This is a genomic window from Streptomyces spororaveus, assembly GCF_016755875.1.
GTDB classification, from domain to species: domain Bacteria; phylum Actinomycetota; class Actinomycetes; order Streptomycetales; family Streptomycetaceae; genus Streptomyces; species Streptomyces spororaveus.
In genome coordinates, this window is sequence record NZ_BNED01000005.1 from 8,210,176 (window position 1) to 8,236,684 (window position 26,509).

Below are 26,509 nucleotides of genomic sequence, written 5' to 3' on the forward strand. Positions count from 1 at the left end.
CAGACACGGACAACGCCCATGCCCCTGCCGTTCCCCTCCCGAGCCCTGCCTGTCGTCCTCGCCGGTGCCGTGGCCGCCCTGGCGGCGGCGTGCGCGCCCTCGGCCGCCGTGCCGCGCACGGCGCCGGACGCGCCCGCCGCCTCCCGCGTCGCCCCGGCCCCCGCCCCGGCCTCCGCGCCTCCCGCCGCGCCCGTGGCATCGGAGCTGTCCATCCCCTCCGCCGGCGTCTCCGGGCTGCGCGTGGTCCCGTACGAGGGCACCACCGACGACGTGGCGGGGACCCGCCTCCAGGACCTCGGTGTGGCGGCCAGCCCGTACGGCGCGCGGGGCGGGGTCGGGCCCGGCCAGGTGGGGAACTTCCTCGTCACCGCGCACCGTCTGTCGGCCGGTGGCCCGTTGGGAGACCTGCCCGGCGTCAAACAGGGCGACACCGTCCGGGTGGCCGTGGGCGGGGTGACGTACACCTACGAGATCGTCGCGACCCGCAGGACGTCCTTCCGGTCGGAGCGCTCCCTGAGCGAGCAGCGTGCCGCGGTGCCCGGCACGCCCGGAGCGGCCCCCACCCAGGCCATGATCACGATCTCGACCTGCGCGACCCCCGAGGACCACGCGGAGGGCAACTTCTGGCGCGACGCCCAGGGAAACCCCGAGCACCGCATCGACAAGATAGGCGTCCTGCGGGAGACCTCCGGAGCCTGAGAGGTGTCCCGCCGGTCAGGGTGTGAGCCGCCGGTGCGCGGCGCGGGCGCTGGTGAGGCGTGCGGCGACGGTTCCCGTGCCAGCCGCGGCGAGCAGGCAGGCGAGGCGCAGGAGGTCGTAGGGCGTTTCCCAGGTGAGTTCGCCGACGGGCGCCGTGGCGAAGGCGTTGAGCACCAGCCAGCAGAGCAGTGCGGTTCCCGGGGCGGCCGTCAGACGGGCTCCGGCGCTCACCACGGCCACGGCGGCGGAGAGCACCACGAGGTCGACGGCGGGGTCGCCGGGGCCGTCCAGGAGGTTGAGGACGGCGACCAGGGTGACGGCCGCGGCGGCCGCGGCCGCCCAGACGGAGGGTGTCGCCGCGGGGCTGGGTACCGGGCGAATGCCTGAACTGATCCGTTTCCACTCGACCATGCGGCGCCTCCCTCACGCGGTGCCCCGCCGTCGGAGCCCCTCGGAGATGATGCACCACCGAGGAACACGGTTCGCCGGACGGGCTGTTGGGGGCGGGCGCGTCCGGCCCGCGTGCGCATGCGTGGACGCCTGTACGCGGCCCGGGCCCGCGGTCGCGGCGGCCCGCCGGCTTCGGCGCGGGGCCGCGGGGGATACTGACCGCATGCGCCAGACGCCGCCGCCCGCCGTCGCCCCGGAGCCGATCACGGCCGAACCGCCGCACTCGGCGGACCGCCCGCTGCTCACCCAGTCCTGGCTCGACCTGGCCTTCCTGCACTGGGCGGTCGATCCCGCCGACGTGGCCCCGCTGCTGCCGGCGGGCACCGTGCCGGACACCCTGGACGGGGTCACCTACGTCGGGTTGGTGGCCTTCCGCATGCACAAGGTCGGCTGGTTCCGCCTTCCCGGCATCCCCTACCTGGGCTCCTTCCCGGAGACCAACGTCCGCCTGTACTCGGTCGACGCCCACGGCCGCCGCGCGGTGGTCTTCCGCTCGCTCGACGCCTCCCGGCTGATCCCCGTGGCCGTGGGGCGGGCCGCTTTCCGACTCCCTTACGTCTGGTCGCGGATGACGGTCCGTCGCGACGGTGACACGGTCACGTACGCCGGCACGCGCCGCTGGCCCGGACCGCGCGGCGCGCACAGCCGGATCTCGGTACGGGTGGGGGAGCGCGTGGCGGAGCCGACCGCGCTGGAACACTTCCTGACCGCCCGCTGGGGCATGCACACGGCGTTCTTCGGCCGGCCGCTCTACCTCCCGAACGCGCACCCGCGCTGGCCGCTGCACCGCGCCGAACTCCTGGGCTGCGAGGAGAACCTGATCGCCACGGCGGGCCTGCCCGCCCCGGCCGGCCCGCCGGTGAGCGTGCTCTACTCGCCGGGCGTCCCCGTACGGTTCGGGCGGCCGCCGCGGACGCGGTCCGTGGGGCGCGCGTGACGGGGCCCGCCGGCTCCGGCGGACCGGCCGCCCGCACCGTCTGGACCGCCTACACCGTCGCGCGCCGCTCCCCGGCCTCGGCGGGTGTGCCGCGGGCCACCTCGCCGTCGCGCGCAGGCGGTGCGGGAAGGGGTCCCGCGAGGTAGGCCAGCAGGCCGGCGATCTCGTGGCCGGCCTCCGCCGGATGGCGGAAACGTGCGCCCGGCGCGACCACGTAGCGGTTGCGCCGGCCGTCCCTGGTTCTGGTGAGGTACCCGTCGGCCTGCAGGTCCGTGACGATCGCCTGCACGGTGCGCTCGGTGAGGCCGCAGTCCACGGCGATGTCACGCAGGCGGATGCCCGGGTCTCGCGCGATCGCGATCAGAACCCGGGCGTGGTTCGTCAGGAAGGTCCAGCCGCCGCGGCGGGAACCTGTGTGCTCGCTCTCCACCCCGTCATTCTTGAGGGATGTCTCACGAAATGCAATTCCAGAACAGGTTTTCCGGTATTACTTGACGTCTGTCTCTGACCCCGACAGGGTGCAGGGGAAGCGGAACCGAACTTCCGCACGACGCGAGCCACCGAGCAACGCACCGCAAGCACACGTGCCCAAGGAGCGACGACGATGACCCTTACGGCCACGGCCGAGGCCACGACCCCGACGACGACCCCGACGACGGCCACCCCGACCGGTGGCACCGCGGACGCCCCCGGACCGGGCGGACTGCCGGACGTGCCCTGCCCACGTGAGCTGTCCACCCGCGACGCCCGGGAGCTGACCCGTGTCTTCTTCGAACGGCTGCGCAGCCTCGAAGAGGGCACCCCGGAGTACCAGTACGTACGCAACACGCTCATCGAGATGAACATCTCACTGGTGCAGTTCGCCGCCCGCGCGTTCCGCGACCGCCCCGGCGGCCCCGAGAACGAGGACATCGTCCAGGTCGGCATCATCGGCCTGATCAAGGCCATCGACCGCTACGACCCCGAGCGGAACACGCAGCTCACCACGCTCGCCATGCCGTACATCACGGGCGAGATCAAGCGGCACTTCCGCGACACCACCTGGGCCGTCCGGGTGCCGCGCCGCCTGCAGGAGCTGCGCCTGGAGCTGGCGAAGGCCACGGAGGAGCTGACCTCCGAGACGGACCGCGCGCCGAGCCCCGCGGAACTCGCCGAGCGGCTGGGCCTGAGCGAGGACGAGGTCCGCCAGGGCCTGATCGCCGCCAACGGCTACTCCACCCAGTCCCTCGACGTTCCTCAGGAGACCGCCACCGGCGCCACCACGGGGCCCGGGGCCGTACGGGGATCGCGCACCCTCGGCGAGACCCTGGGGGAGGTCGATCCCGCCCTGGAGGCGATCGAGGACCGGCACGCCCTGGCGCCGCTGCTCGCGGACCTGGACGAGCGCAGCGCCCACATCCTTGAGCTGCGTTTCGGCCAGGAGATGACCCAGGCCGAGATCGGCGAGGAGATCGGCCTCTCGCAGATGCAGGTCTCGCGCGTGCTCAACCGCACGCTGGACACGCTGCGCGCGGAGCTGCTGCAGGACTGACGAGCCGCTGCGGGAGCGCCGGAGCAGGACCCCCGTCGGTCCTCGGTCCTCGGTCCTCAGTCCCGGTCGGGCCGCTCCGGCGGCGCGGTGCGGCCCGCGACCAGGCGCTCGGCGTCGAACTCGGCCCAGACCGCTTTGCCGTGGCCCACGGCCTCGGCGCCCCAGCGGTCGGCGAGCCGGCGCACGAGCCGCAGGCCGTACCCGCCCGGGGCGCCCGGGACGGCCGGCCCGCCGGTACGGAACGCGCTCACCGGCACCTGCACGCCGTCGTACACCTCGACGCGGAACACGTCCCCGGCCGCGCTGACCACGAGTTCCCGGCAGCCGCCGGCGTGCAGCTTGGCATTGGTGACGAGCTCGGACACCACCAGCAGCGCGTCCTCGGCGGTGTCCCGGCCGTCCCACCCCCAGTCCTCCAGCGCCCCGCGGGCGAACGCCCGCGCCCGCGCCACCTGCATCCGGGCGCCGCCCAGGCTGAGCCGGCGACGCTGGCGAAGGGCCGGCTCCCGCGCGCCCGGCGTGCGCTCGCCGATGTCCGGTCCGATGGTCTGCACTGCGCTCTCACCTCGTTCTCGACTCTGTGTCCCGCCATCCGGTGATGCGCGTCTACCCACCCTGGCGCGCGGGACGCCTCCGCACCCTTTGCCCTGATCCGATCCCGAGATCCACCTCAGAGGAGTCATGGACAGCCTTCTGCGACTGGTGGCCGTCATCGGCGGCTCGATCGTGCTCACCTTCATCGCGGGTCGGCTCACCGACCTGCTGCTGCGGCGGGCGGACGCCCGCCATCCCGAGACACCGCTCTGGAACATGCTGCGCCGCTGCCGTACGGCGGTCCGGGTGCTGCTGTTCGCCGTGGTCCTGCGTGGCGTGTACCGGCAGATCGAGTGGCGGCCGCTGCAGGACCACGAGGCGGCCGTCGGCCGGATCCTCACGCTCGTGCTGATCGGCGCGAGCGCGTGGTGCGTCGTCCTGGTCACCTCGGCCGTGGTCGAGTCCTCTTACGCCCGCTACGCGCACGGAACCCGGGACCCCTCACGGCTGCGCCGGGTCCGCACCCAGGTGACGCTCATCATGCGGATCGTCACGGCCGTCGTGGCCGTCGTGGCCGCCGCGGCGATGCTGCTCGCCTTCCCCGACCTGCGCGCCGTCGGCACCTCGCTGCTGGCCTCGGCCGGCATCATCGGCATCGTCGCCGGCGTGGCCGCGCAGTCCACCCTGGGCAACCTCTTCGCCGGATTCCAGATCGCCTTCGGCGACATGGTCCGCATCGGCGACACGGTCGTGGTCGCCGGCGAGTGGGGAGTGGTCGAGGAGGTCACGCTCACCTTCCTGGCCGTGCGCACCTGGGACGAACGCCGGATCACCATGCCCGTCTCGTACTTCACCGGGCGGCCCTTCGAGAACTGGTCGCGCGGCGGGATCCAGATGACCGGCACGGTGTTCCTCCACTGCGACCACACCGCCCCCGTCGCGCTGATGCGCGAGAAGCTCAAGGACATCCTGGACGGCTGCGAGGCATGGGACGGCCGCGGCTGGGACCTGGCGGTCACCGATACGACCGCCACCACCATCGTGGTGCGGGCCATCGTCACCGCGAAGGACCCCGACGACCTGTGGACCGCACGCTGCGCCGTGCGCGAGCAACTGGTCTGCTGGCTGGCGGAGAAGCACCCCTATGCCCTGCCGCGGGTCTCCACGTCCGCGGCCGCCGCCCCACCCGAGTACGAGGACCGCGTTTCGAAACACGCACCCGGGTCAGACGCGTGAGGGAGGAGCACAAGGACATCCGGAACAGAGAGCGAGAGGAGTCGACACATGTCCAAGGTGGCGCGCCTGCCGGGCCGTGCGGAGCACCTGTGGGAGTGGCAGGAGGAAGCGGCGTGCCGGGAGCTCGGTACCGACCGCTTCTTCCACCCGGCGGGGGAGCGCGGCGAGGACCGTGCCGCACGGGAGGAGGAAGCGAAGGAGGTCTGCGCGTTCTGCCCGGTGCGGGCGCAGTGCCTGAGTCACGCCCTGCGCGTGCAGGAGCCGTACGGGGTGTGGGGCGGACTGACCGAGGACGAGCGACGGGCCCTGGGCGCCCGCAAGGCGGGCTGACCGGCCGGGTGCGCCCCAGCGCGCCGTGCTCGGCGCTCCCCCCGGCCCCAGCTTGGCGCCGTCGTCCAGGGCCGCCGTGAGGACGGTGGGCACATTGCGGCGAGATCGGCGACCTCGGGCCGGCCGTGCTGCCGCACGCCCCACTGGTCGGGCCGGAAGAGCATGTGCTGCAGTCCGTTGACCCGGCCGAGGGACGACTGCGGCTGACCGGCGCCGACGCAGTCCTCCAGGAAGCCGGTCACGACAGGTCTGCCGCAGCAGGGCCTACGTGGCTCCGGCGAAGGTCTCCAGGGCGCGGAAACCCGCGGCGGGGGTCCTGGCGCTCCTCGTTCAGTTCTCGACGAAGACGAGGTCCTCGGCCGGGTGGGTCATCCGCACCTTGCTGTCGATGACCTCCACGATGGTGTCCAGGCCGGTGGTGGAATGGCCGGCGGAGATGATCCAGAACTCGTCCGCGGCCTGGTCGAGGAAGGCCGGGAAGCCGCTCAGGTCCGGGTTGTGGGGGTCGCCGAGATACAGGTAGTCCACCAGCCGTCGGAACAGCTTGGGCAGGATGACGGCGTCGTCCTGGAGGGAGTCGATGCCCGTGACGCTCGCGCCGGCGAGCGTGTCGTCGTCCTTCCACAGGCCCTTGCCGCCCGCCTGTGCCTGGCGCACCGCGGCTGTCAGCTCGGCGCGCAGGTCGGGGAAGAGGTTGGTGTAGTAGGTCGGGTAGGCCAAGCCTTCCTTGAGGACGTGGTGGTTGAACGTCGTGCGCAGCAGCGCCTCGTCGACGTTGATCTGCGTGCCGCTGGTGCCCGGCGGCGTGCCCTTTCCGGCCAGGGCGATGCAGCGCTTGTCGCGGCCCGCGCCGCGGGTGAGGATCCAGCCCGGCCGGGTCAGGGGAGTTGCCGCGGTGACGGTCTCATCCGGCAGGCGGTCGACGGTGGTGAAGCCGAGCCAGTCCGTCAGCGCATCCCGGGCGGCACGGCCGTGGAGCCACGGCTGGTGGACCTCGGGGTTGCCGTTGCGCGTGTAGTGGGTCTCCAGCGTGTCGATGGCGTCCAGCCGCAGTTTCGCCTTGCCTGACATGTTGTGCTCGACCTTGTGAGGGCCGGGGACGAGGTCCCACTCCTCCTTCTTGTCCGGCTTGAAGGGGATGGTGTCCCCGTCCGCCCGGCTATTGACGAGGTGGTACGAACCCTTGATCAGCAACATGGGCATGACGATGCGGCTCCCTCACGACGTGCACGAACCCCCGAAACAGATCCTCACTCAGTGTTACAGAATACGAGGACTTTCTATACACAGGGTGAAACCACGCGTGCCGTTCGCTCGTTAAGCCCTTTTCCGTGCCCGTGGCTTCATCCGTGCGAAGGTGTGCTCGACGCGGCCGTCCGGTGTCGTGCATCGCAAGGCGAGGGGCGCCCGAGTACGGGAGGTACTCGGGCGCCCCGACAATGCGGCGAGGTGCGGCACCGGACTCCGCGGGCCTGACCGGCGCCACTTCGACGACAGAACCTATGGCTGGACGATCCTCACCATGTCGCAGCCGAAGAACCGGTAGGTCCGTCCGGTGGCGCCGTCGATGAACGAGCCCTTCGCGCAGGCTTCGGTGTCTCCCCGCCGGAGACCGGAAGTCGCCGAGGCGAAGTGGAGCACCATGTCACGGTCGCCGTCCCTCACGCGCTCGACCGGAGTCGTGGTTCGTTCGACGACGTCCTCGATGTGGCCCCTGTCGTGCACTTCCGCGCTCCCGCCCGTACCGCCGTAGACGGCACTGCGCGGTCCGAAGCGGACGGTGAGCGGCTGGATGGTGGTGGCGTTGAAGTCCAGCGGCAGCGCGTATTCGCCGGCCCTGGTCGTCAGGACGCCGATGGGGACGGTGTCGGCGGGGATGTTGATGGAGTTGGGGTTGGCGCCCGGCTTGATGTTGATCGCGACGGGCACGACGCAGTCGAGGGTGAACTCGGCCGGCCGGTGGTTGTTGGCTGCGACGGGGTCGGTGTCGTCCGGCCGGGCGGGCGTGACGGACGCGGTGAACCGGTAGGTGTGCGATCCCGGCTGCGTGCAGCCGACGGTGAAGGTGCTGTCGAGCGACTGCGGACTCCCGACCGCGAGTGCGCTGACATTCCGGGTCGACGAGGAAGGCGTCACCGTGGCCCCCGGGTCGGCCGTGGCGGCGGTGACGACCACGGCGTCCATCGGGCTGGACGGCCCGTTGTTCGCCACCGTGCCCTGCAGTGTGACATCCAGGTTCTGCCCGATGAGTACCTGCGTGGGCGGTGCGGTGGGGGCGAAGGACGTGACGGCGAGGTCGGCGACGGCGACCACCCTGGTGTCGGTGGACGCGCTGTCGTTGTTCGCCAGAGGGTCGGGACCCGCGAGGTTGTCCACCACCGCCCGGTTGGTGAGGGTGACCGGACCGCCGGCGTTGTACACGAGGTCCGCCGGCACATGGGCGGTGATCGTGACGGTACGGGAGGCTCCGGCGAGGAGGTCGCCGACGCCGCAGGTCACGGTCCCAGCGGACGAGTGGCATGCCGCGTTGTCGCTGACGTAGGAGACCTGCGACGGCAGGGTGTCGACCAGGGTCACCGAAGCGGCAGGCCTGAAGCCGTGGTTGGTGACGACGGCGGTGTAGACGACGTCCGTTCCGGCCGCGACCGGGTCGGGGTTGTCGGTGACGGTGACCCCGACGTCGGTGGTGTTCCGCTCCTCGTGCATCGCCTGCAGCTCGCTGGTGGTCGGGACGTCGTCGTCCTCCGGGTTGATCGCGGCGTCCGCGGAGTCACCGAACTGGCGGAACGTCAGTGACACGGAGGACCAGTCGTCGGAGCCCTTCAGGAGCTCATTGGTAGAGGTGTTGATGCACGCGGCGGGCGTGCGCACGGGGCCGGGGCCGGCGTCGTCGATGTTCGTGGCCGGCACCATCGACTCGAAGGGCGGATCGCCGTCTCGGTTCCAGTCCGGGCTGGTGTTGAGGTTGTTCGGGACCTTCTGGCCCGTGCTGTCGACGAACACGAACCGGTTGACCGCGTCGCTGGCGTCGAGGATGACCGGTTCGGTCAGGGCGTCCTCCTTGAGATCGGGCAAGGGGGCGCGCCCGCGTGACGTGCTGCCGATGATCGTCCTGGGAGGCGAGTAGTCGAGGATGGTCCCGTCGCCGACGCGCGGGATGCCGTCCTGCAGGTCGTAGTTCATCACGCTGACGTAGTTCGGCTTGCAGTTGGGCAGGGGCTCGTGGCCTCCGTGGCGCAGGTTCAGATTGTGACCGAGCTCGTGCATGATCGTGCCGGCGTCGACGTTGAAGGCGACGAAGTCGTTGCCGCCGACCTCGCCCTGACCACCGCTCTGCCGCGGGCATGTGGCCACACCGGGCTGGGGGACGATCTGCCCGTAGTGGAAGATCAGTCGTCGGCCGCTGTCGAAGTTCAGTCTCCTCGAGGGGTAGAAGGTCGCGTTGTCGAGGCCGCACGCACCGGGGTCGGCGATGACGCCGCCGCGGCCGAGGTTGTCGCCGACGAGGCAGTCGGGGTCCTGGGAGTCGGTGAAGGCATCGCCGTCGTTGTTGACCCCGTCCGTACAGTTCGTCGGCTGCGGGTTCTCGACGCTCGCGTCGAGGTAGTCGGTCCGCGCCCCGTTGCACGTCGGGTCGTTGCCGTCGACCAGCCCGTCCGCTCCGTTGTCGACGCCGTCGGAACACGTACCGACCGGCCCGCCTTCACGGCCCCCCGGGTCGAGAAGCCCGCCGGTGTCCACATGCAGATTGATTCCGTTCGTGCCGTCGGGGTTCGGCGGGGCGTTCACGCCGAAACCGCCGTTGGGCGCCCGCCTGCTCGACGCGGTGGAGCCGACGTTGGGTGGCGCGGCGGCGAACGCCTTCTTCATGGCCTGGATGCCCGCGCGGGTCGGTGCGCGCCCCGTCGTCCAGTCCAGCTCGAGGAAGACGTCCTTGTGGTCGGCCTTGGCTCCCATCGCCGGCAGGTCCACATCGATGGTGCCGTCACCGTCTTCGTTGTACCCGTTGCGCTCCCAGCCGTCGAGCAGGCCGTCGCCGTCGGCGTCACCGCTCGTCGATGTCGTGCTGACGTCCCAGCACACCTTGACGGCGGGCTCGTCCTCGTCGGACCCGGCGTCGCCGTCGCCGGACGAACAGGACTGCGGCCAGTTCACATTGTCGGTCTTGTTGGTTGCGGTGTCGCGCCACTTGCCGTCGAAGTACGACACGGTGAAGTCGAGGTTGTTGTCGTCATCGTGCGGGGTGTCGTCGCCCAGGTCGTCACCCGAGGTGTCGTCCGTGTCCCAGATCTGGATCGTGACGGGAACGTTCTGGATGGTGTCGGGCAGTTCGGTGGAGACCACCCAGTACGGGTCGACGCCGAAGACGTTGTCGATGGTGGGCGTCCGGTGCTCGACACCGTTGATGAACACCTTTGCATAGAAGTCGGGGTGGCCCTCCAACGCGGCCTCGAGCCCCTCGGCGGAGCACGGATCGACGCACCCGACATGGGTGATGGTGACCGAGAACGGGCGGGTGCCCGCGGCCTGTGCCTGAGCCGGCACGAACGCCGGCAGGAGTGCAAGTCCCGCCAGGGCGGCCATGGCTCGCAGCCGTTTCGCGGTTCGTCGCATAGAAGTCCCTCTCGTCGCGGGCGCCAGCGCCCCGGGAACGCAAAGACAGCGATCCGCCGCACTGGAACGAGAGCTGCGCGCTGACCGCGCGCGACAGTTTGCCGCTTAACCTTCTGCAAACTTCGAACCTTCACCGGCGAGTCCGGCACTTTGCGGGCCGCCGCCGGCCGCCTCGGCCGCTCCCCTCGGATCATCGGACCGGACGCCTCGGTTCGAGTCTTGGAAGGGCGTGCAACCGGCTGCGAATGCGGGCCCGAACCGTCACCCCCGCATCGCTCCTGATGCGGGCGTGACACCTTGGCGACAACTCCTAGCGGATCTGGTCCGCCGCCCACGCGGCCCACTCGCGGCGCATCGCGTTGAAGCGGAGGCCGTACTCCAGGGCGATCCTGCCGTTCACCGAGAGCGGGTCGTCGCCCCAGTCGATGGAGTCGGCCAGCCGGCGCAAGGCCTCGTGCTCCTGCTCCGACAACTCCATGAGTTCGGCGAGGTAACTCCGCGCCTGGTCCGGCGTGATCACGTTCAGGAAGAACACCCGCAGCAAGATGTCGCTCCGGGTGTTGCGTTGGGGCTTGGTCTCCGTCAGCCAGTGGCGCAGCTCCGCCAGACCCTCGTCGGTGAGGGTGTACTCCTTGCGGCCGCGCGGGCCCTGGGCCGAGACGCCGATCAGCCCGCTGTCGGCGAGCTTGGACAGCTCCGTGTACATCTGGCTCTGCGTGGCGGGCCAGACGTTGGCCAAAGAGGTCTCGAAGCGCTTCAGCAGGTCGTAGCCGCTGGCGGGGCGCTCTGACAGGAGTCCGAGGAGGGCGTGTCGAAGGCTCATGCCACCACCTTACCTTCCACTATTGACATGTCGAGAGTGGAGATTCTAGTTTCTACATGTCAGAACAGGAATGTCGGCAGCTCGGGGGTCTTCGATGTCGTACTTACGCACCTTCCTTCCCTGGATCGTCTTCGCGGTGGTCCCGTCCGCCCAGTGGCAGTGGGGGGCGCTCGCCGGACTGCTGGTGGCGGTGGGGGTGGTCGCCCAACAGCGGTGTACGGGAGTCGGCTTCGACGCTCTGATCATGGAAGCCGGCTCGGCCGTCTTCTTCGCGGTGCTGGCGGTCGTCTCCTTCGCAGACTCCCATTCGGCCGTACACGCCTACTCGGCTGCGCTCTCCTCGGTCACCCTGGCCCTCATCTCCGGGGCCTCGCTGCTCGCGGGCAAGCCGTTCACGCTGGGCATCGCCAAGCGCACCACCCCACCCGAGGTCTGGAGCCTCAAGCCCTTCGTCCGGGTCAACGTGGTCATCACCACCGTGTGGACGGCCGCCTTCACCGTCACGGCGGCCGCCCTCGCGGCCCTCGCCCACGCCGGCCAGGGCCACTCCACGGCGGCGACACTCGTCCAGGCCGCCGGGTTCGTCGTCCCCATGCTGTTCACCGTGCGCTACGTCGCCACTGTTCAGGCCAGGGCCAAAGCCAACGGCTAGGTTCTGTCTCTTTGGTCAGCGTCGGGTCCAGATGAGGATGCCGGCGAGGTGGAGTGCGGCCTGGTAGGCGATGGCGAGCTTGTCGGTTCGTGTGGCCAGGCCGCGCCACTGCTTGAGCCGGTTGATGCAGCGTTCGACCGTGTTCCGCTGCTTGTAGACCTCTCGGTCAAAGCCAGGCGGGCGGCCGCCTCGGTGGCCTCGCCGCAGGCGGTGGCCGATCTGGTCGGACGGCTGCGGGATGACCGCGCGGATGCCCCGGCGTCGCAGGTGGCTGCGGATGGCTCGGGAGGAGTAGGCCCGGTCGGCCAGAACGACGAAGGGGCGGGTCCGCGGCCTGCCCGTGCCTCGGCGGGGCACCCGGATGCGGGCCATCACCGTCTCGAAGGCGGGTGCGTCACCGGCCTGGCCTGCGGTGACGGTGAATGCCAGCGGCCGTGCCCCACCGTCCGCGGCCAGGTGAACCTTGGTGCTCAGCCCGCCGCGTGAGCGTCCGAGCGCGTGATCGGAGGGCTCGCCGGAGCGGGCCGCCCCCTTTTGCGTGCGCCGGCCGCGTGCTGGTGGGCCCGGACGACCGTGGAGTCCACTGACACGGTCCAGTCGATGTCGTCGTCGGCGTCCGCCGCTGCCAGGACGGAGGCGAGGATTTTCTCCCAGGTGCCGTCGACGGCCCATCTGAGCAGTCGTTTGTGAGCGGTCTGGAACGACCCGAGCTCGTCGGGCAGGTCCCGCCAGGGCGAGCTCGTGCGGTACTTCCAAGCGATGGCCTCAAGGGTGCGGCGGTGGTCGGCCCACCGCCGGCCGCGGACCGGATCGGCCGGCATCAGCGGCTCGATCCGGCCCCACATCGCATCAGTGATCACTAATCGGACAGACACATCCGATCAACTGACCAACCCATCAAAGAGACACGCTCTAGACGCCGGCTGGGAGATCGACTACCGGGCGGACATGGTGCTCCAGCACCCCCGCACCGAGGCGTCCCGGCACGCGGTCTACTACCGCAACACCGGCCGGAACCGGGTCTGGCTGGCCAAGCGGCACCTGCCCGCCGTCCTGGTCCCGGTCTACCTCTCAACCTGGGCCGCCTACACGATCGCGCAGCGACCCCCGCTGTCCGGTCTGGCAGCCTGGTGGGCCGGCTTCTTCGAAGGCGTACGGGTGCCGTGCCCGCCAAGGCAGCCCATGCGGTGGCGGACCGTGGGGCGGATGACCAGGCTGGGCCGACCCCCGGTCATCTGACGCCGCGCGCCCCACTGCTCGTGCACCGCACGGATCGCCACGGCCTGCCCCCTCCAGCTCGCCCCGGCAGCAGGGTGCCGGACCCGCCGCCATCGGAGTAGAGGGCACGGGCCCCGGGGGCGCGGTAGGGCCAGGGCATCGCGGCCGCCACCGCTGCGGCCGTCGTGCGGTCATGCGTGCCCTGCGGACCCTACGGTCGGGGGGTTCAACGCGTCGCACCGTCTGCACAACCTGCTGGAGCAGACCGCAGCAGAGGTTGGCTCCGGCGCCGCGGTATCGAGAGGACCGACGTCGTCGTTCCCAACGGCCTGCTGACCCCGGACCCGGCCGTCATCAACGTGAGGGCTTCCGAGGTCGGGCGTCGCCCTTTCAGCCCGCCACGCCCGTTCCCCTCCGTGGTGCGAGGCGCTGTTCCGCCGACTGTGCAAACGACACTGACTTCGGCGAGGCTCTTAATCTCCTGTTTGGGAGAACCCGCTTCTGGTGGGGCCGCTGCGGATAGGGTCGGGGCAGCTCGTGCCGGCATGGGTGTACGGGTCAGGCCCGGTGCCCAGAGCGCTCTGGGGGCAGTACCACCGGGCTGTCCCGCCCCGCACCGGCTATCGAGCTGCTCACGCAGCTGGTCGGCCGGAGCACGAGGGCCGCACCTTCCTGACCAGAAACCCGTGGCTCTGGTCCCTGAGTCTGAGTGGCGCGACGTGGATCTGGTCGACCGAGAGCCGGGCCTCCTCCAAGTGTGCCGTCTGGGCCGACTTGCAGCCGCCGTCCCGGGGGATCGGTCGCTACTCGAGGACGACCCGCCTGCGTCCGCGGGGAGTCTCGCTCGGTGCGATGTCGCTGAGCGCGCGAGGGGCGGCTGGGCATGCTTCGGCGTACAGCATCTGGATGTCGGCGATGAGTTCGGTGTGGTCGTCGAGGGCGATCTGGCTTGGGTCGGCGGCGTATCTGATCAGGCCGAAGAGGCTGCGGGCTTCTGCACGGGGGCTACGCGCTCCCGATTCCCATCCGCAGGCCAGGGGCCGGGCTGCTCGGGGGTGGCCCGGTCACACGGACGCGTCGGATGCGCGGTCGAGAAAAGAATTGATCGTGGGCGTGTCCACATCCGCATACGAGTGAGTGATGGGAGACGTACGACCGGTGCGGTGAGTGGCCGACACAAGATCACTGGGGTGTTCTGGTGGTGCCTCGGGCACCCGGAAGGGGTGGCTGCGGCTCACCGCCCCTGGCCCCCGGACTTGCCGTCACGCCGCCAGCCCGGGGCGAGGAGAGCGGACCCAGGCGAAGCGACTCCTATGCCCACCAGAACTGGCGCCGATCCGCCCTGCACGCCCGGATCCCCCCACTGCCATTTCGAGTTTGCGGTGCGGGACCTGATGCGTCGCGACGGCTGCACGGATGCGCGACAGGTCGGTGGCCGCGGTGACAACGGCGCCGACGTCAAAGCCACCGACCCCTATGGCCGGCGTTGGTCTGTTAACTGCACTCGGTTGGGTCGTTGAGCGGGACAACGACAAACCCGCCAAGGAGCCCCATTGCCCAAGGACCTGCGACGCGAACTGATCGAGGGACGTCACGACGTGCCCCGTATCGGTTTGGTGGTCCACCTGCTTCGCAAGTTCCCGCCGTACGCCGTGGTCGATGCTGCCGGCGTCCTGGTCGCCCCAGCCGAGTCGTACCTCAAGGATCTCGCCCTCGGTGACAACAGCCCGGCCACCTGCCGCAGCTACGCCTACGATCTGCTGCGTTGGTTCCGGCTGCTGTGGCTGCTGGACGTCGACTGGGAGGAGGCCACCGAGGCGGACGCCGCCGCCATGGTCGGCTGGCTCCGGACGGCGAAGAACCCGCAGCGTCACCGCAGCAATCCGTCCGCCCCACCGCCCGGGTCGGTGAACACCCGCACCGGCAAGCAGTACCTGAAGGCTGGATACGCCCCGAGCACGATCAAGGCTTCTACGCCTTCCACCGGCACTACGGCCGCGGCCCGGTGGCCAACCCGGTTCCGGAATCGGTGCAGCGCCGACGGGCCCTGGCCCATCGAAGCCCGGACGAACCGACGCCGTTGCACCGCCGGGGCCGACTGCGGCAGCGGACCTCACAGAAGCAGCCGCGGGCGATCCCCGACACGATGTGGGACGAGCTGTTCGCGGCCATGAACCACGACCGTGACCGAGCCCTGCTCCAGCTCTACGTCTCCAGCGGAGCCCGCGCCAGCGAACTGCTCGGAATCACCATGGGCGACATCGACTGGTCCGGCCAGCAACTGCACGTCATCACCAAGGGCACCAATCTTCGCGAGCCGGTCCCCGCCAGCCCACAGGGCTTCCTGCTGCTGGCCGCCTACCTCGACGAGGCTGGCGTTCCCGCCGCCGATGAGCCGGTGTGGCGGACTCGTCACGGCGCCGAGAGGCCCCTGACCTACTGGGCGATGCGTCGCACCCTCCAGAGGGCGAACGCCCAGCTCGGTACCAACTGGACCCTCCACGACCTCCGGCACACCGCTGCTCAGCGGATGGCCAACGACCCCCACCTGACTCTCTCGGAAGTACGCGCGATCATGCGACACACCGCCTTGGCCACGACAGGCATCTACCTAACGACCCGCGTCGAGGATCTCTTCGACAAGCTCCAAGAGCACTACAACCGGCCGCGCGTCGAGCGGTCCTTCGCTCCGGGCTACGACCCCGCTGACGTCCGGGCGGTGTTCGGTGGCTAACGTCCAGGGCACCCTTGCCTCGACCTACACCGCCCGCAATCGCCGGACTCTGTTTCGGGGCATGGACTTCGACGAGCCGGTCGCCACCCGCTTCCCGGATGCCGCGGTTAAGGCCGCACCGGCCCCTCGGCCGGACAGCCCGCCAGCACCCTTCGGCGATCTGACCCAGGCCTCGATCCAGCATCTGTGCTCGCTGGTCGAGCAGATCGTGCCGGGTCGCACCCACTCCACCTACGAGAAGCGCCGCCGCGGCCTGCGGCTGCTGTTCACTCATCTGGAAACCCTGCCCGGAGCTGACTGGCAGGCGAAGTGGGAGGCCAGCCCGTTTGACGGTGACAAGGCCCTGCCGGTCAAGACCTTCGTCATCTCCGACCGGGCCCAGGACCGACATGACGTGACCCCGGCGGCAAAGTTGGCGTTCTGCGCGCGGGTGATCCAGCCCTCGGTCGGTGGATTCCGCGCGAACGCCTTCAGCGACTATCCCGAGTGGTTCGGGCCGGCCAGCCACGATCCTGCCCTGGACGTGTTTTATGCAGCCGTCGACGCCCGCCCTGACCTGGGGTTGAGTTACCGCATCCGTATCAAGTTCGACGTCGCTTGCGCGCTCACCACCCAGGGCATCGCCTTGGAGCACCTCACTCCAGAGGCCCTGCTGCACTACTCGCTGGAGTGCCGACGTCTGGGTGTCACACACGGGGCCAGGGGTGATCAGTCGCGCTTCGCGGCTCTGGGCGCCTGGGAGATCCTGCATTCGATCGGACACTTTCCGCCCGGCACCCCCTCCACGCTGCGGAAGTTCATCTACACCGGGCAGCTCACCCCCGAGCAGATGGTCGACCGCTACCCGCTCCGCAGCCAGGCCGTCCGGCAGGTGATTACCGACTACCTCGTCCGCCGGCAGGCTGATACCGACTACATCACCCGGGACGGCCTGGCCCGTCTGCTAGCAGGGACCTTCTGGTCGAAGATCGAGAAGATCTGCCCCGGACAGGCCGACCTCACCCTCCCCAGGATCTGAAGGGGTTCTCCAAGCGTCGTCGCGAGATTAACCGGCGCATGGCCGACCGCACCCGGCAACGGCAGCCGTTGCTGCCTGACCTGGTGAAATACGTTGAAGAACGCCACGAACGACTCCTGGGGCTGCTCGAAGCCGGGCGGCAGGTCAGTCTGGGCGAGCCCTTCGAGTACGACGGCCGTCGTTACCGCCGCAGCAACTCGAAGAAGGACCAGGGGCTGGTCAAGGTCGAGGCCGAACCCCCCGTCCGCGTCCATGACGCAGAAACCAGTGAGCTGATCAACATCACCCTCGCTGAGGACTCGGCGTTCTGGGAGTGGGCCGCGGTTGAGGTCCTGCGGCACAGCGGCATCCGAATCGAAGAGCTGTCAGAACTCACCCACCTCAGCATTCGCCAATACGAGCGACCCAATGGCGAGATCATCGCCTTGCTAGTGATCGCCCCGTCGAAGAACGACCGCGAACGAGTCATCCCCATGTCAGCCGACCTCTTCCACGTCGTGGCCCAGATCATCCGCCGCCACACCCGCGACGGCCGGACGATCCCGCTGGTCAGCCGCTATGACGGGCACGAGAAGAGCTGGTCAGACCGCATGCCCTTCCTCTTCCAGCGACAGGTCGGCACCATCCGCAGCGTCCTGGCGACCGGCACCATGCTCAACATGCTCCGCCGGACCTGCCAAGAGATCGGCGAGACGAACAAAGCCTTCGCCGGACTGACCTTCACCCCGCACGACTTCCGACGGCTCTTCGCCACCGAGATCGTCAACGGCGGACTGCCCATCCACATCGGTGCTGCGTTGCTCGGCCATCTCAATCTCCAGACCACTCAGGGATACGTCGCGGTCTTCAACGAGGACGTCGTCGCTCACTACCAGCACTTCCTGAACAACCGCCGGTCCCTGCGGCCGGCCATCGAATACGGCGAGGTCACCAAGCAGGAGTGGGCTGAGTTCGAGGAGCACTTCGAGAAACGCAAGGTCGAGCTGGGTAACTGCGCTCGCCCTTACGGCACCCCATGCCAACACGAGCACGCCTGCTTCTCTGAACTAGCGATCGCTACTCGAGGCTCTGTGTAAATTGCTGGCAGCTGGGACCTCGCCGGGCAAAGATGCAGCCATGCGCTATGCCAACACCGACCCCGAGCTGATGGACCTGGTCCGACGATTCGTCACGCCCGGCCGGCGGTACCTGCGGCTGGGTGGAAGCTTGTTGCGGTTGAGCGGGCCTGAGCGCGAGTTGTTCGTGAGGGAGCTGGTCCAGGCTGCTGGGGAGATCACTCCCGCTGAACTCGGCATCCTTTTCGAGGGCGGGTGGCGAGAGCGCAGGACTGCCTCCTGGCTGGTTGCCGTGGCTGGCAGGACCGAGTTCCGCAGCCGCATCGGCGAACTCCTGCTGGCCAGCGGAGGCCCCTACGGCGGGTCATACTGCATCACTCTTGCCACTTTCGGCACCAGCGCGGACGCCGATCTGGTCTGCAGTTACCTTGATCGCTACTTGCCTCAACCCGACCTCGTCTGGGACCAGACCTTTGCTCTCAGCACACTGCTTCACCTCGATGCCGTCCTCGGGACCGAGCGAGCATCCCGATACCTTGCCGCCGGTGGCCTGTGGCAGCAGTGGACCGATGCCACGTCGAACATGGTGCGGGATCCGCAGGAGTACCGGCAGGTCGTGGACCGGCTCTGTTCCTTCGCCAGCGAGTGCGCTGAACTCTTCGCCAGAATGGAAACCAGGCGCTGATCTTCCCGGCCTGACCGCTGGACGCCGACTGCTTCGGACCCCTCGGTAGACTCTGGGCAATGACACGAAACCAGGGCCGCTGGCCAAAGATCGACCAGGATGGTGGCATCGAGGACGTGACGCTGCTCATCCTGGAATGGCTGGGCGAGCAGGGCGTGAATGCCATGATCAGGGTGGACGCGGAGGGGGTGGCTGATAACGCGCCAGCGTGGACGTTCGCCGCCAGCGGAGGTCCCCTGGAGCACGACATGCGCACTGATGGGAGCACCGTGCAGCAGTGCATGTCCGCCGCCCTGGCCCGGCTGCGCGAAGCCGGGTTGTCTGTTCCGTTTTGATCTCCGGTCGCCACTTGCTTCGATCACGGCGTTGCTCTTGTGGCCTCTGTGGTGCCTGCCGGCTGGCGGACGCCCGGCATACCGAGTTCGACAGCGATCGACTGTCTCTTGACGAGTGCGTCGACCTGGGCGAGCTTTTCCTCGGCGCCGGCAAGGCTGACCTTGAGTCCTTCGACCTCGCCGAGCCAGCCTTCGCGTTCGGCTTCGGCGGTGCGGGCGATGAGATTGTCGCGGATCTCCTCGATGCGGGAGCGTTGGTCCGGGTCCGGCCTGAGGAGTGCACATCTGACACAAGCGTGCTCATGAACACACGGGGTGGAAAATGCACGGCCGCAGGTGCCGATGGACACCTTGCGCTTCTCGAAGTGCGCGAGGAAGGCATCCCACTCCTCCTCGGTGGGAGTTCGGTATTCCTCGCTGGGCCGGGTGGACCGGCGGCGGGCGATGAACGCCCTGTGCGCCTCGATCGTCTCGGCCGGGTAGACGGCCTTGTAGCCCATCCTTGTATCGATGTTCTTGTGCCCGCAGATCACTTGGGCGATGTGTGGTGGGAGGCCGTTCATGATGGCGTCAGTGACGAAGATCCTCCTGAAGTCGTGCGGGGAGATCGTGAGCGGTGCGCCAGCGGAGTCGATGAGCCCGGTGGCCGCGATCGCGCCAATCAGCAGCGTGCGCAGGAACGTGGGAGTGAAGGCCCGTTGCTCGGTTCCGATCTGCCGCTGGAACAGCAGCGGCATCGGCGGGTTCCAGACCTTCTCACGGACGTCGTAGAACGGCGCCAGCGGGATCGCTCCAGCTGGACCGCGTAGTCGGCGGACGATGGCTGACAGGACGTCCGCCAATTCCGGGCTGACCAGCAGGAGGCGCTCGGTGTCGGTCTTGGACGGGGCGATCTGGAGCAACGGAACGATCTCGCCGGTGGTCGGGAGCCGGTACTGGGTGACGCTGTGGTGGGTCAACTCCAAGAGCTCTTCGTTGCGGATGCCCGTCAGGCGGAGGACCTCGACGGCGGCGAACGCCCAGAACGCTTCCTCCTCCTCGAAGGAGAGGTTCCGGCGTCGGCCGGTGGCAGTCTCCTCGGCCCAGGTGAGGTGTCCCGCGGCCTTGGACGTGACGGCTCGGCGAAGCGATCCCTCGGTGCCGGGGATCACCGTCCCTGGCTCGGTGGCCTGCGCAGTCCGGAGCAACTCGAAGGCCGCGAGCCTGCGGCGGTTGGCGGTGCTGACCAGCACGGGGAGCACGGGAAGGCGCTCGCGGGTGCGCTGATCCATCCGTGCCTTGCGGTGCTTGCGCTCCTTGGCCTTGCGGATCTCGTCATCGCTGATCGGGCAGCGTACGACCCACGGTCCCCAGCGGGCCGGTTCCTCCGTTGCCCAGTGGGCGAGGTCTAGATAGAAGGCTCGGACCCGCATCAGCTCGTCCTTGGCGTTGAGCCGGGGCTGGCGATCTCGACCGTCGCCCCGTCGGGGCCGGTGATGGTACGCCGCTTGGTGCTCAGGTCTTCCTTCCAGGTCCGCGCCAGCACCGGCGGCAGCAAAAGAGTGTCGATGCCCGGTGACAGCGCTTCGATCCGCGTCCAGAACAGCCCCGCCAACGATCGTGAGATCGCGTCCAAGCTGGCGAAGTCCAATGACGGCTGCCGTTCGCGAAGGTAGTCCACGAGCAGATCCCGGATCGGGCGGCACCGGATCGGGTAGCGGTCCACAAGCTCCTCGATGCTCAGCTGGCCGAGAGCCTGGCCGAACGCCCGGATCGTTGCCGGGGCATCGTCAGGGAAGACGCCCATGGTCCGAAGCCGCAGGTAGAAGTCGACCTTGTGCTGTCCGCCGCGGACATGGACCCGGCGTTGGGTGTCGAACAGCTCCACGCAGTCCCCAACCGTGATGTCCTGGATGAGCCCGCCTTTGCAGGCCAGGAGGACGGCGATCCGGGTCGCTGCGATCTGGGCGTCTTTACTGGAGTGCGATTGCGCGGCGGCCATCTGCACCAAGTGCTCGAACCCGTCCGGGTCACGGACCTCGGCCATGATGGTGGCCAGGTATCGGTGGGTGCGGGTGAGCATCCAGGGCAGGCTGGGACGGATCACATCACCGGCGATCAGCAGCAGCAACCCGGTGGACAGGTCAGCGCGGACGTACGACGACGGCGACCCTGCCTGCTGGCTCAGGAAACGCAGAGGGAGCTCTGTCCAGTCCGCGCCGGGAAGATCCTCGACGCCGCTGCGTGCCCACCTCTCTTGCCAGGTATCTCTAGGGAGGCTTGAGAGCCAGTCCAACATCTTCGCAACCCCGCGCCGACGGCCTGCTCTGGTCGCCTTGGCCGCTTGCAGGAACGGTGGCGCGGTCAGCCGCCGCACAACCTCCTCGACTGATCGGCTGGTCGCCGGCCAGCGGACTTCGGCGGCTCGCGGCGGGAATCGTTCCCGAAGCACGCTGTTCCGCGCTCGTGCCTGCTCAGCGGTCGCGTTCGCGGCTTGCAGCGGTGGGCGAGTCGAGTGCTTCTTGGTGATAGTCATGATGACCGCCCGAACAGGACGTCCAGGGTCTCGGGGTCGTAACCCGGGGCCGGAGGCGGGGGCACCGGCTCGGTGCGCTGGTCCGCCCGCCGCGCGTGGTGGGCCAGCACCTGGGCGACGACCTCGTCCTGGCGCGGGTTGAGGTAGATCTCGGTCGTGGTCAGATGCGCGTGCCCGAGGACCCACTGCACGTCGGTCAGCGTCAGCGCCGGGTTGCGCACCATGCGGACGGCGGCGCTGTGACGAAGGTCGTGAAGGGTCCAGTCCGCGCCGAAGCTGGCGTTGAGCCGCTCGAACATCCGGTGGGCGCCGTGGTAGGTCAACGGCTGAAACGGACGCCGCAGCGTCCACCACACTGGCCGCGTCAGGCCCCGCGGCACCAGCCCGTGCAGCTCCTGCTGGTAGAGCCGCAGCCACACGAACGCATCCGCTGAGGCCGGCACCTGCTGCCGTGCCCGGGAGCCCTTCCGGACAACGCTGATCAGCTGCTGTCCCGGATCGACGTCGCACTGACGGACGCCGATCAACTCCGATGCCCGGACCCCGCTGGAGATCCAAAACGCGATCATGGCCCGGTCCCGGTTCGACGGCAGCGCCGCGAACAGCGTGTTGAACCACTCGTCCGGGATCGAGCGCGGAATCCGGCGCGGAATCGTGGGCCGATAACGGCCGGTCCGCTCCGGCGCCCAGGTTTCCATCGGGTTGTGGTGCGCGTGCGCGCGGCCGGAACGACGAGCCAGGTCCAGCGGAAACGGGTTGAGCAACGGCCCGGATCCGGCGTCACGGTGCAGGTCGTAGAACCGGCGCAGCACCGTCTCGCTGTGGGCGACGGTCGACGGGGCATAGCCGAGCCCAGGGCTCGTTTTCCCGGTCACCGGGCTCGGGGCGCCGACGGTGCGGGCCGGCTGCCGCTTGGCCGCCGTCGCTCGCGGCTTGACCGTCAGCTGGATCCAGCAGCTGAAATCCCGAGCGTCCATGCGTGTCGCTCGATTCCACGGCACCTCGACTGCGTGCAGGAACCGCCACCACCGCAGTAGGTCCATGCCGTAGGAGCGGACGGTCGCGGCCGCTTTCCCGGCTGCGAGCAGCTCCTGGAAGAACACTGGGACCGGTGCCACGGTCGCGCCGTCGGCGTCGACGAGCCGGTAGGGCTCGTACCGGTCGCCGATTTCCACCAGCCGGCCCCACCGAGGAACGGCCAATCTCGACAGATCCCGTTCGGGCACACGATCGTTCATCACGACCGCAGACCGTACTGGGCGACAACCTCACCTGTGCCCTGAACTGCACAATCAACGTGCTTCGTTCAGTCAACGGGGCATCCGTTGCCCGGTCCTCCAGGTCAACCCCAAGATGTTGTCCCGGCTCGAAGAGCTGGAGAAGGACCTAATCCTGCGGCGCAAGCGGGCCGAACTCGAAGGATGGCTGGGAGAGATCGACGGCATCGACAAGACCCTGACCTTCCTCCGGGCCAAGCGCATTGAGGCCGAAAGGATCAAGCAACGAACCGCCGTCCACCTCGGCCTGCCCCACGTCCGTCGCCCCAGGACTGATCAAACTGTCACCGAATGATGACGCTCACGCCCTGTTCTTCGAAGATCTCCAGGAGTAGGTCGAACAACGCGACTTCGCGTTCTCCGGAGGGCACACGGTCTTGCAGCCGTGCCTTGGCCTGGGCTGAGGAATCCCAGTGCACGGTGAACGGCGTAGTGGCACCCCAGCCCCCTCTCAGGCAGTCGCTCAGAGCATCGAGGTTCCAGCCGAAGTATCCGCCGGGGCCGTTGATGGCTTCACCGATCGCGCAGTAGAAGCTGTCTCGGTCAACGATGTGCCGACCGTCCAAGGTGAACACCTGGCCTGCAGGAGCGTCGGCCTTCCCCTGGCGTTGGTACTCCTGGGAACACAGCGTCACCGACAGCCATGCTCGTCTGTCCTCGGGGGCGAACTCGTGCCACATACCGGTGCGGTCCAGATGACCCGTGCGGATCAGGTCCCATACTCGTTCCGCTCCGGCCACGGCGTTCTCGCACCACAGCGTCATCGTGAGGTCGACGAGGCCGGCCCCGCAGGCGGAGGGCTTGACGTCGACGACGGTGACCTCATTGACGAAGTAGGACCCCATGGTGGCACCGTCACCGTCGAGGAGCTCGAACCAGGCATTCCCCGCCAAGGCGCGACGACTGCCGACGTGGCCAACGCTCTCCAGTAGGCCGCCCTGCGGGAGGCAGCCCGTGAGGTGCACTCGGCGTGTTCCCTCTTCGTCCGGCAGCGGCGTGAACAACCCCTCGGCCTCGTGAGCAAAGCCCCAGAAGTCAGCGTCGTCCTCATCCGAGGTCAGGGCGTACTCCTGCCCCTCACCGCTCCGACCTGATGTTCGCATCGCACTCCCCATGAGAGCGCTGATCTTACCGGCGCCCCGGTGACCTGGTAGGCGGTCGCCGACCTGTCCACCCCATGACACTTCGGAGGCTCTTGGACGAGTCACGGATCCCCATAGCCCGTGAGAGTGAAGTGCAGAGAAGGGTCATCCAGTGCAAGCACAGGAAGGACGGCTGGTCGGGCAAGCCCGTCGGGAGCCCTGACCTTCAGGTCCTGAACGGCACTGGCAGGCAGGTCCACCACGGTGATGTCGTGGTCATGTTGACCAACGGCCGTATCACCGCCAACGCCGCGCAGTTCGCGAAGTCTCAGCGGCTTCACCTCGTCGACCGCCATCTCCTCGCCGAATGGGCCGGCGGGTCCCATCCCCTGTGGAACTCCTGCACGCCCTCCCTCCTGCCAGCCGCCGAGAGGCTCCCTAGGGGTCGCCACCACCTATGAAACGCCCGGCCTCGGACGAAACTCTCGATCTCGCCCACCCGCAGGCATCCGGCTGACACAATGACTCGGCTGGCTTGAGGACAGTGGAAGAACCTACATGTAGTGACCGCTTGGAAATGCGGCGCGAACAGGCCACGTCCCCCGCCAAACGTCCGACCCGTGGACGATTGCCTGGCACTCCGACTACAAGTTTTGTCATGCCCGGAGGAGGACGACGCGACGGGTCCGCGTCGGCCTGCACTATGCATGACCTCTTCCCCAACACCCTGGCGGGGATCTTGAGCGGGGTGGGAACCTTCATCACCCTCGCCACAGCTACTTGGGCTCGTACGCGTCTGGGCTCTCGCAGCAGATCCGCGGGACCTGATTCTCAACTGAGCCCTGTCGTTCCAACCCTGGGAGCGAGCGAAGAGGTGAGGGCCGTCCGACGCCTCATCCGTCCAAGGGGAAGCACAACCATGCCTAGCACCCCCCGCACCTACACCGCCATCAGCACTCTCGGTGCTGATGCCGCCCGGCTCACTTCATCACTGCCCAGCCGGTCGGCGCGGTCGTCATCCAGCAGTTCGGGACCCGTCCGGAGCGGTTCCTACTCACCGATGTCCAGCTCGCCGACGGCTCCTTCGTCGCCGAGCCGCTCGACCGCTACCTGTAAACCAGGGTGGGCCGCGCCTGCCCCATCGCGGTCCGGCTACAGGATGGTCAGGTGCTGTCGCACGCGCTGGCGAGCTCGGCGTAGAAGTCGATGCGGTCCTGGGCCTGGAGGACCTGGGCGCACACGGTCCAGCATGCCGGTGGCGGGCCTCGGGCCGGTCCAGGACGCAGGCCAGCCGGGTCCGGATTGGCGCTGCCGTCTCGGGGGTGAGCAGTGTGTACACGTAGAGGGTGGCTGCGTCGTAGCCGTACGGGGCGCGGCCCCATCCCTCCCAGTCCAGGATGTGCGGGGTGCGGGTGATGTTCGCCCAGTGGAGGTCTCCGTGGGCGGTGGTCCAGGTGACGTCGTCGACCTGGTGGCCGGTGAATTCGGGGATGACGCGGCGCAGGTACTCCTCGCGTACGGCCTCGCGGTCCGCCGGCGGGGGCACGTCGGCGAGGGCGTCCAGGGCGGCCGTCATCTCCTTCCACCACGTCTCGGGCAGGCTGGGGTCCTCAGTGAGGACGGGGCGCGGGGAGACGATCGGGTTCGGGGTGAAGGCGTATGGCTCGGCCCGGTAGGCGTACGCCTGGTCGGTCCAGTCCCGGACGTGGAGCAGTTCGGGGCGTGGCACCGAGGCGGGGAGGGTGCGGGAGGTGGACGGGCCGTTCCACAGGATGCCGCCTTCGGTGCCGGCCTCGGCGCAGACCACGCGGAGCCAGTGCGGGCCGGCGGCCGACAGGGTGCGGCCCTGGTACCCCCACCCCGGCGGCCGGTGGCGCGCAGGCCGAACTGGTCGGCGGCGTGCTGCTGGGCGGCCAGCATCCGGTCGACGGTGGCGGGGCGGGGGCCTCGAACATGGCGGTCCTACCTGTGGGAGACGGCTGCCGCGTCCTTGGATACCAGCTCGGTGGCGAGCGCCGCGACCTGTTCCATGGTGAGGCCGGAGCGCTCGGCCAGGTCCCCGAAGGTGAGGCGGGCGCCGGAGACCAGGGCCTCCAAGGCGGGGCGGACGGAGGTGTGGAGCTCCCAACGGCAGGCCCGCGTGCTGCGCGAGCTCAGCCAGCGGGCCTTACCCGATCCGGAGGAGCACACTGCCGGCCAGCCAGCCCCCATCGACACCAGGGTTCAGCACCGGCGCCGCGAGTTCGCCGCCACGGAAACCGCGGCCCTGCGCCGGGGCCGCGATCACGCTGCCGCAGGCCGCCCCGCTGAGGCCCACAGCATGACCGGAACAGTTGGAGACAAGGGAGCGGCCTGACTCGCCCCGCCCCCGCTACCCTTCTGATCCTCATCTATGGGGGGAGTCGCTGCGTGCGCGCCTTGGAAGACATAAGGAACCAGGTGAGGTCTCTGACCTCCCGCCGCTACGTGGACGAGGCGATTGCCGCGTACGGCGCGTCCGCTTACCGCTCCGCGTTGATGTCGACCTGGATCGCCGTGGCCGCAGACATCATCGGCAAGATCCGCTTGCTTGCGGACGAAGGAGAGGGCGTCGCCGTCAGCCTGCGTGATTCGCTGAACAACGCAATAGCATCCAACGACGTCCCCGCCCTGCAGAAGTTCGAGACGAGCCTGATCAAGACGGCGCACGAGGACCTTGAGCTGATCGGCCGACGTGAGGCCGATGAGCTCACCCGCCTCTACAAGGACCGCAACCTCTGTGCCCACCCGCCTTCGTCGCCGGAA

At 69.0% G+C, this 26,509-nt stretch carries 27 protein-coding genes and 3 pseudogenes; 17 read left to right on the plus strand and 13 right to left on the minus strand.

The window, feature by feature from the left end:
- Nucleotides 1-18: 18 nt before the first annotated feature.
- Nucleotides 19-699 (plus strand): class E sortase, encoded by a 681-nt coding sequence (locus tag Sspor_RS39530; protein ID WP_202203429.1) that lies wholly within the window; start codon nucleotides 19-21, stop codon nucleotides 697-699.
- Nucleotides 700-714: 15 nt separating this feature from the next.
- Here Sspor_RS39530 and Sspor_RS39535 read toward each other — a convergent pair whose 3' ends face one another.
- A complete protein-coding gene (locus tag Sspor_RS39535; RefSeq protein ID WP_202203430.1) occupies nucleotides 715-1,110 on the minus strand; it encodes a DUF4118 domain-containing protein in 396 nt (131 codons plus the stop codon).
- A gap of 202 nt (nucleotides 1,111-1,312) precedes the next feature.
- On the opposite strand from Sspor_RS39535, the gene Sspor_RS39540 reads away from it, so the two are divergent.
- Nucleotides 1,313-2,086: a YqjF family protein gene (locus Sspor_RS39540; protein ID WP_202203431.1), complete on the plus strand. Its 774-nt coding sequence runs from the start codon at nucleotides 1,313-1,315 to the stop codon at nucleotides 2,084-2,086.
- A gap of 49 nt (nucleotides 2,087-2,135) precedes the next feature.
- Here the strand turns inward: Sspor_RS39540 and Sspor_RS39545 are convergent, their stop codons facing one another.
- The gene (locus tag Sspor_RS39545) at nucleotides 2,136-2,516 is read right to left on the minus strand and encodes a helix-turn-helix transcriptional regulator (protein ID WP_202203432.1); all 381 of its coding nucleotides are present in this window, start codon (nucleotides 2,514-2,516) and stop codon (nucleotides 2,136-2,138) included.
- Nucleotides 2,517-2,690: 174 nt separating this feature from the next.
- On the opposite strand from Sspor_RS39545, the gene Sspor_RS39550 reads away from it, so the two are divergent.
- Nucleotides 2,691-3,617 carry a SigB/SigF/SigG family RNA polymerase sigma factor gene (locus Sspor_RS39550; protein ID WP_202203433.1) on the plus strand — a complete coding sequence of 309 codons (927 nt, stop codon included), beginning with the start codon at nucleotides 2,691-2,693 and terminating at the stop codon, nucleotides 3,615-3,617.
- Between the two features lie 56 nt (nucleotides 3,618-3,673).
- Here the strand turns inward: Sspor_RS39550 and Sspor_RS39555 are convergent, their stop codons facing one another.
- A complete protein-coding gene (locus tag Sspor_RS39555) occupies nucleotides 3,674-4,171 on the minus strand; it encodes an ATP-binding protein (RefSeq protein ID WP_237404247.1) in 498 nt (165 codons plus the stop codon).
- Between the two features lie 127 nt (nucleotides 4,172-4,298).
- Here Sspor_RS39555 and Sspor_RS39560 point away from each other — a divergent pair, with 127 nt between their 5' ends.
- Nucleotides 4,299-5,387 (plus strand): mechanosensitive ion channel family protein, encoded by a 1,089-nt coding sequence (locus Sspor_RS39560; protein ID WP_202203435.1) that lies wholly within the window; start codon nucleotides 4,299-4,301, stop codon nucleotides 5,385-5,387.
- A 48-nt stretch (nucleotides 5,388-5,435) separates the two neighbouring features.
- On the plus strand, nucleotides 5,436-5,717 hold the full coding sequence (locus tag Sspor_RS39565; RefSeq protein WP_202203436.1) for a WhiB family transcriptional regulator: 282 nt from the start codon (nucleotides 5,436-5,438) through the stop codon (nucleotides 5,715-5,717).
- Between the two features lie 330 nt (nucleotides 5,718-6,047).
- Here the strand turns inward: Sspor_RS39565 and Sspor_RS39570 are convergent, their stop codons facing one another.
- The 3 genes from Sspor_RS39570 to Sspor_RS39580 all read right to left on the minus strand — a co-directional run bounded on the left by Sspor_RS39570 (nucleotide 6,048) and on the right by Sspor_RS39580 (nucleotide 11,154).
- On the minus strand, nucleotides 6,048-6,920 hold the full coding sequence (locus tag Sspor_RS39570) for a thermonuclease family protein (protein ID WP_202203437.1): 873 nt from the start codon (nucleotides 6,918-6,920) through the stop codon (nucleotides 6,048-6,050).
- A gap of 297 nt (nucleotides 6,921-7,217) precedes the next feature.
- Nucleotides 7,218-10,331: a DUF11 domain-containing protein gene (locus tag Sspor_RS39575; protein WP_202203438.1), complete on the minus strand. Its 3,114-nt coding sequence runs from the start codon at nucleotides 10,329-10,331 to the stop codon at nucleotides 7,218-7,220.
- Nucleotides 10,332-10,641: 310 nt separating this feature from the next.
- Nucleotides 10,642-11,154, minus strand: a complete 513-nt coding sequence (locus Sspor_RS39580) for a PadR family transcriptional regulator (protein ID WP_202203439.1) — start codon at nucleotides 11,152-11,154, stop codon at nucleotides 10,642-10,644.
- Nucleotides 11,155-11,248: 94 nt separating this feature from the next.
- On the opposite strand from Sspor_RS39580, the gene Sspor_RS39585 reads away from it, so the two are divergent.
- Nucleotides 11,249-11,806, plus strand: coding sequence for a hypothetical protein (locus Sspor_RS39585; protein WP_202203440.1), 558 nt, complete (start codon nucleotides 11,249-11,251; stop codon nucleotides 11,804-11,806).
- Nucleotides 11,807-11,821: 15 nt separating this feature from the next.
- Here Sspor_RS39585 and Sspor_RS39590 read toward each other — a convergent pair.
- Nucleotides 11,822-12,651, minus strand: a protein-coding gene (locus Sspor_RS39590; protein ID WP_371589749.1) for an IS5 family transposase whose coding sequence is annotated in 2 segments (ribosomal slippage) — nucleotides 11,822-12,310 and nucleotides 12,313-12,651 — 828 coding nt in all. Because the reading frame shifts where the segments join, the coding sequence is not laid out codon by codon here.
- 64 nt (nucleotides 12,652-12,715) lie between these two features.
- On the opposite strand from Sspor_RS39590, the pseudogene Sspor_RS39595 reads away from it, so the two are divergent.
- The 8 genes and pseudogenes from Sspor_RS39595 to Sspor_RS39620 all read left to right on the plus strand — a co-directional run.
- A pseudogene (locus Sspor_RS39595) lies at nucleotides 12,716-13,045 on the plus strand (glycosyltransferase family 2 protein); the annotation flags it as partial.
- Between the two features lie 1,340 nt (nucleotides 13,046-14,385).
- Nucleotides 14,386-14,526 (plus strand): annotated as a pseudogene (locus Sspor_RS40940) (restriction endonuclease); the annotation flags it as partial.
- 51 nt (nucleotides 14,527-14,577) lie between these two features.
- Nucleotides 14,578-15,198 carry a site-specific integrase gene (locus Sspor_RS41400; RefSeq protein WP_308295773.1) on the plus strand — a complete coding sequence of 207 codons (621 nt, stop codon included), beginning with the start codon at nucleotides 14,578-14,580 and terminating at the stop codon, nucleotides 15,196-15,198.
- Entirely contained in the window at nucleotides 15,171-15,758 is a 588-nt protein-coding gene (locus tag Sspor_RS41405; protein WP_308295774.1) for a tyrosine-type recombinase/integrase, read from the plus strand. The genes Sspor_RS41400 and Sspor_RS41405 overlap by 28 nt, the downstream gene beginning before the upstream one ends.
- Before the next feature lie 61 nt (nucleotides 15,759-15,819).
- Nucleotides 15,820-16,776 (plus strand): hypothetical protein, encoded by a 957-nt coding sequence (locus tag Sspor_RS39605; RefSeq protein ID WP_202197556.1) that lies wholly within the window; start codon nucleotides 15,820-15,822, stop codon nucleotides 16,774-16,776.
- Between the two features lie 38 nt (nucleotides 16,777-16,814).
- Nucleotides 16,815-17,852: a tyrosine-type recombinase/integrase gene (locus tag Sspor_RS39610; RefSeq protein ID WP_202197555.1), complete on the plus strand. Its 1,038-nt coding sequence runs from the start codon at nucleotides 16,815-16,817 to the stop codon at nucleotides 17,850-17,852.
- A 40-nt stretch (nucleotides 17,853-17,892) separates the two neighbouring features.
- Nucleotides 17,893-18,516, plus strand: coding sequence for a DUF6000 family protein (locus Sspor_RS39615; RefSeq protein WP_202197506.1), 624 nt, complete (start codon nucleotides 17,893-17,895; stop codon nucleotides 18,514-18,516).
- A 59-nt stretch (nucleotides 18,517-18,575) separates the two neighbouring features.
- Nucleotides 18,576-18,851 carry a hypothetical protein gene (locus Sspor_RS39620; protein ID WP_202197505.1) on the plus strand — a complete coding sequence of 92 codons (276 nt, stop codon included), beginning with the start codon at nucleotides 18,576-18,578 and terminating at the stop codon, nucleotides 18,849-18,851.
- Nucleotides 18,852-18,874: 23 nt separating this feature from the next.
- Here Sspor_RS39620 and Sspor_RS39625 read toward each other — a convergent pair whose 3' ends face one another.
- The 3 genes from Sspor_RS39625 to Sspor_RS39635 are packed head-to-tail and all read right to left on the minus strand — an operon-like array spanning nucleotide 18,875 to nucleotide 22,604.
- Nucleotides 18,875-20,263 (minus strand): tyrosine-type recombinase/integrase, encoded by a 1,389-nt coding sequence (locus Sspor_RS39625; protein ID WP_237403615.1) that lies wholly within the window; start codon nucleotides 20,261-20,263, stop codon nucleotides 18,875-18,877.
- Complete coding sequence (locus tag Sspor_RS39630; protein ID WP_202197504.1) at nucleotides 20,263-21,366, minus strand: hypothetical protein; 1,104 nt, start codon at nucleotides 21,364-21,366, stop codon at nucleotides 20,263-20,265. Before Sspor_RS39630 ends, Sspor_RS39625 begins: the two co-directional genes overlap by 1 nt.
- Nucleotides 21,363-22,604, minus strand: a complete 1,242-nt coding sequence (locus Sspor_RS39635) for a tyrosine-type recombinase/integrase (RefSeq protein WP_202197536.1) — start codon at nucleotides 22,602-22,604, stop codon at nucleotides 21,363-21,365. The genes Sspor_RS39630 and Sspor_RS39635 overlap by 4 nt, the downstream gene beginning before the upstream one ends.
- Before the next feature lie 115 nt (nucleotides 22,605-22,719).
- On the opposite strand from Sspor_RS39635, the gene Sspor_RS39640 reads away from it, so the two are divergent.
- Nucleotides 22,720-22,938: a recombinase gene (locus tag Sspor_RS39640; RefSeq protein ID WP_202197503.1), complete on the plus strand. Its 219-nt coding sequence runs from the start codon at nucleotides 22,720-22,722 to the stop codon at nucleotides 22,936-22,938.
- Here the strand turns inward: Sspor_RS39640 and Sspor_RS39645 are convergent.
- Nucleotides 22,928-23,758 (minus strand): barstar family protein, encoded by an 831-nt coding sequence (locus Sspor_RS39645; RefSeq protein ID WP_237403614.1) that lies wholly within the window; start codon nucleotides 23,756-23,758, stop codon nucleotides 22,928-22,930. The genes Sspor_RS39640 and Sspor_RS39645 overlap by 11 nt on opposite strands.
- A gap of 62 nt (nucleotides 23,759-23,820) precedes the next feature.
- On the opposite strand from Sspor_RS39645, the gene Sspor_RS39650 reads away from it, so the two are divergent.
- Nucleotides 23,821-24,186, plus strand: coding sequence for a restriction endonuclease (locus tag Sspor_RS39650; protein WP_202203441.1), 366 nt, complete (start codon nucleotides 23,821-23,823; stop codon nucleotides 24,184-24,186).
- A gap of 593 nt (nucleotides 24,187-24,779) precedes the next feature.
- Here the strand turns inward: Sspor_RS39650 and Sspor_RS39655 are convergent.
- Nucleotides 24,780-25,532, minus strand: a complete 753-nt coding sequence (locus Sspor_RS39655; RefSeq protein ID WP_202203442.1) for a phosphotransferase — start codon at nucleotides 25,530-25,532, stop codon at nucleotides 24,780-24,782.
- Between the two features lie 155 nt (nucleotides 25,533-25,687).
- Nucleotides 25,688-25,936, minus strand: a complete 249-nt coding sequence (locus tag Sspor_RS39660) for a hypothetical protein (RefSeq protein ID WP_202197499.1) — start codon at nucleotides 25,934-25,936, stop codon at nucleotides 25,688-25,690.
- Between the two features lie 198 nt (nucleotides 25,937-26,134).
- Between Sspor_RS39660 and Sspor_RS39665 the strand changes: the two are divergent.
- Nucleotides 26,135-26,509, plus strand: a pseudogene (locus tag Sspor_RS39665) (hypothetical protein); the annotation flags it as partial.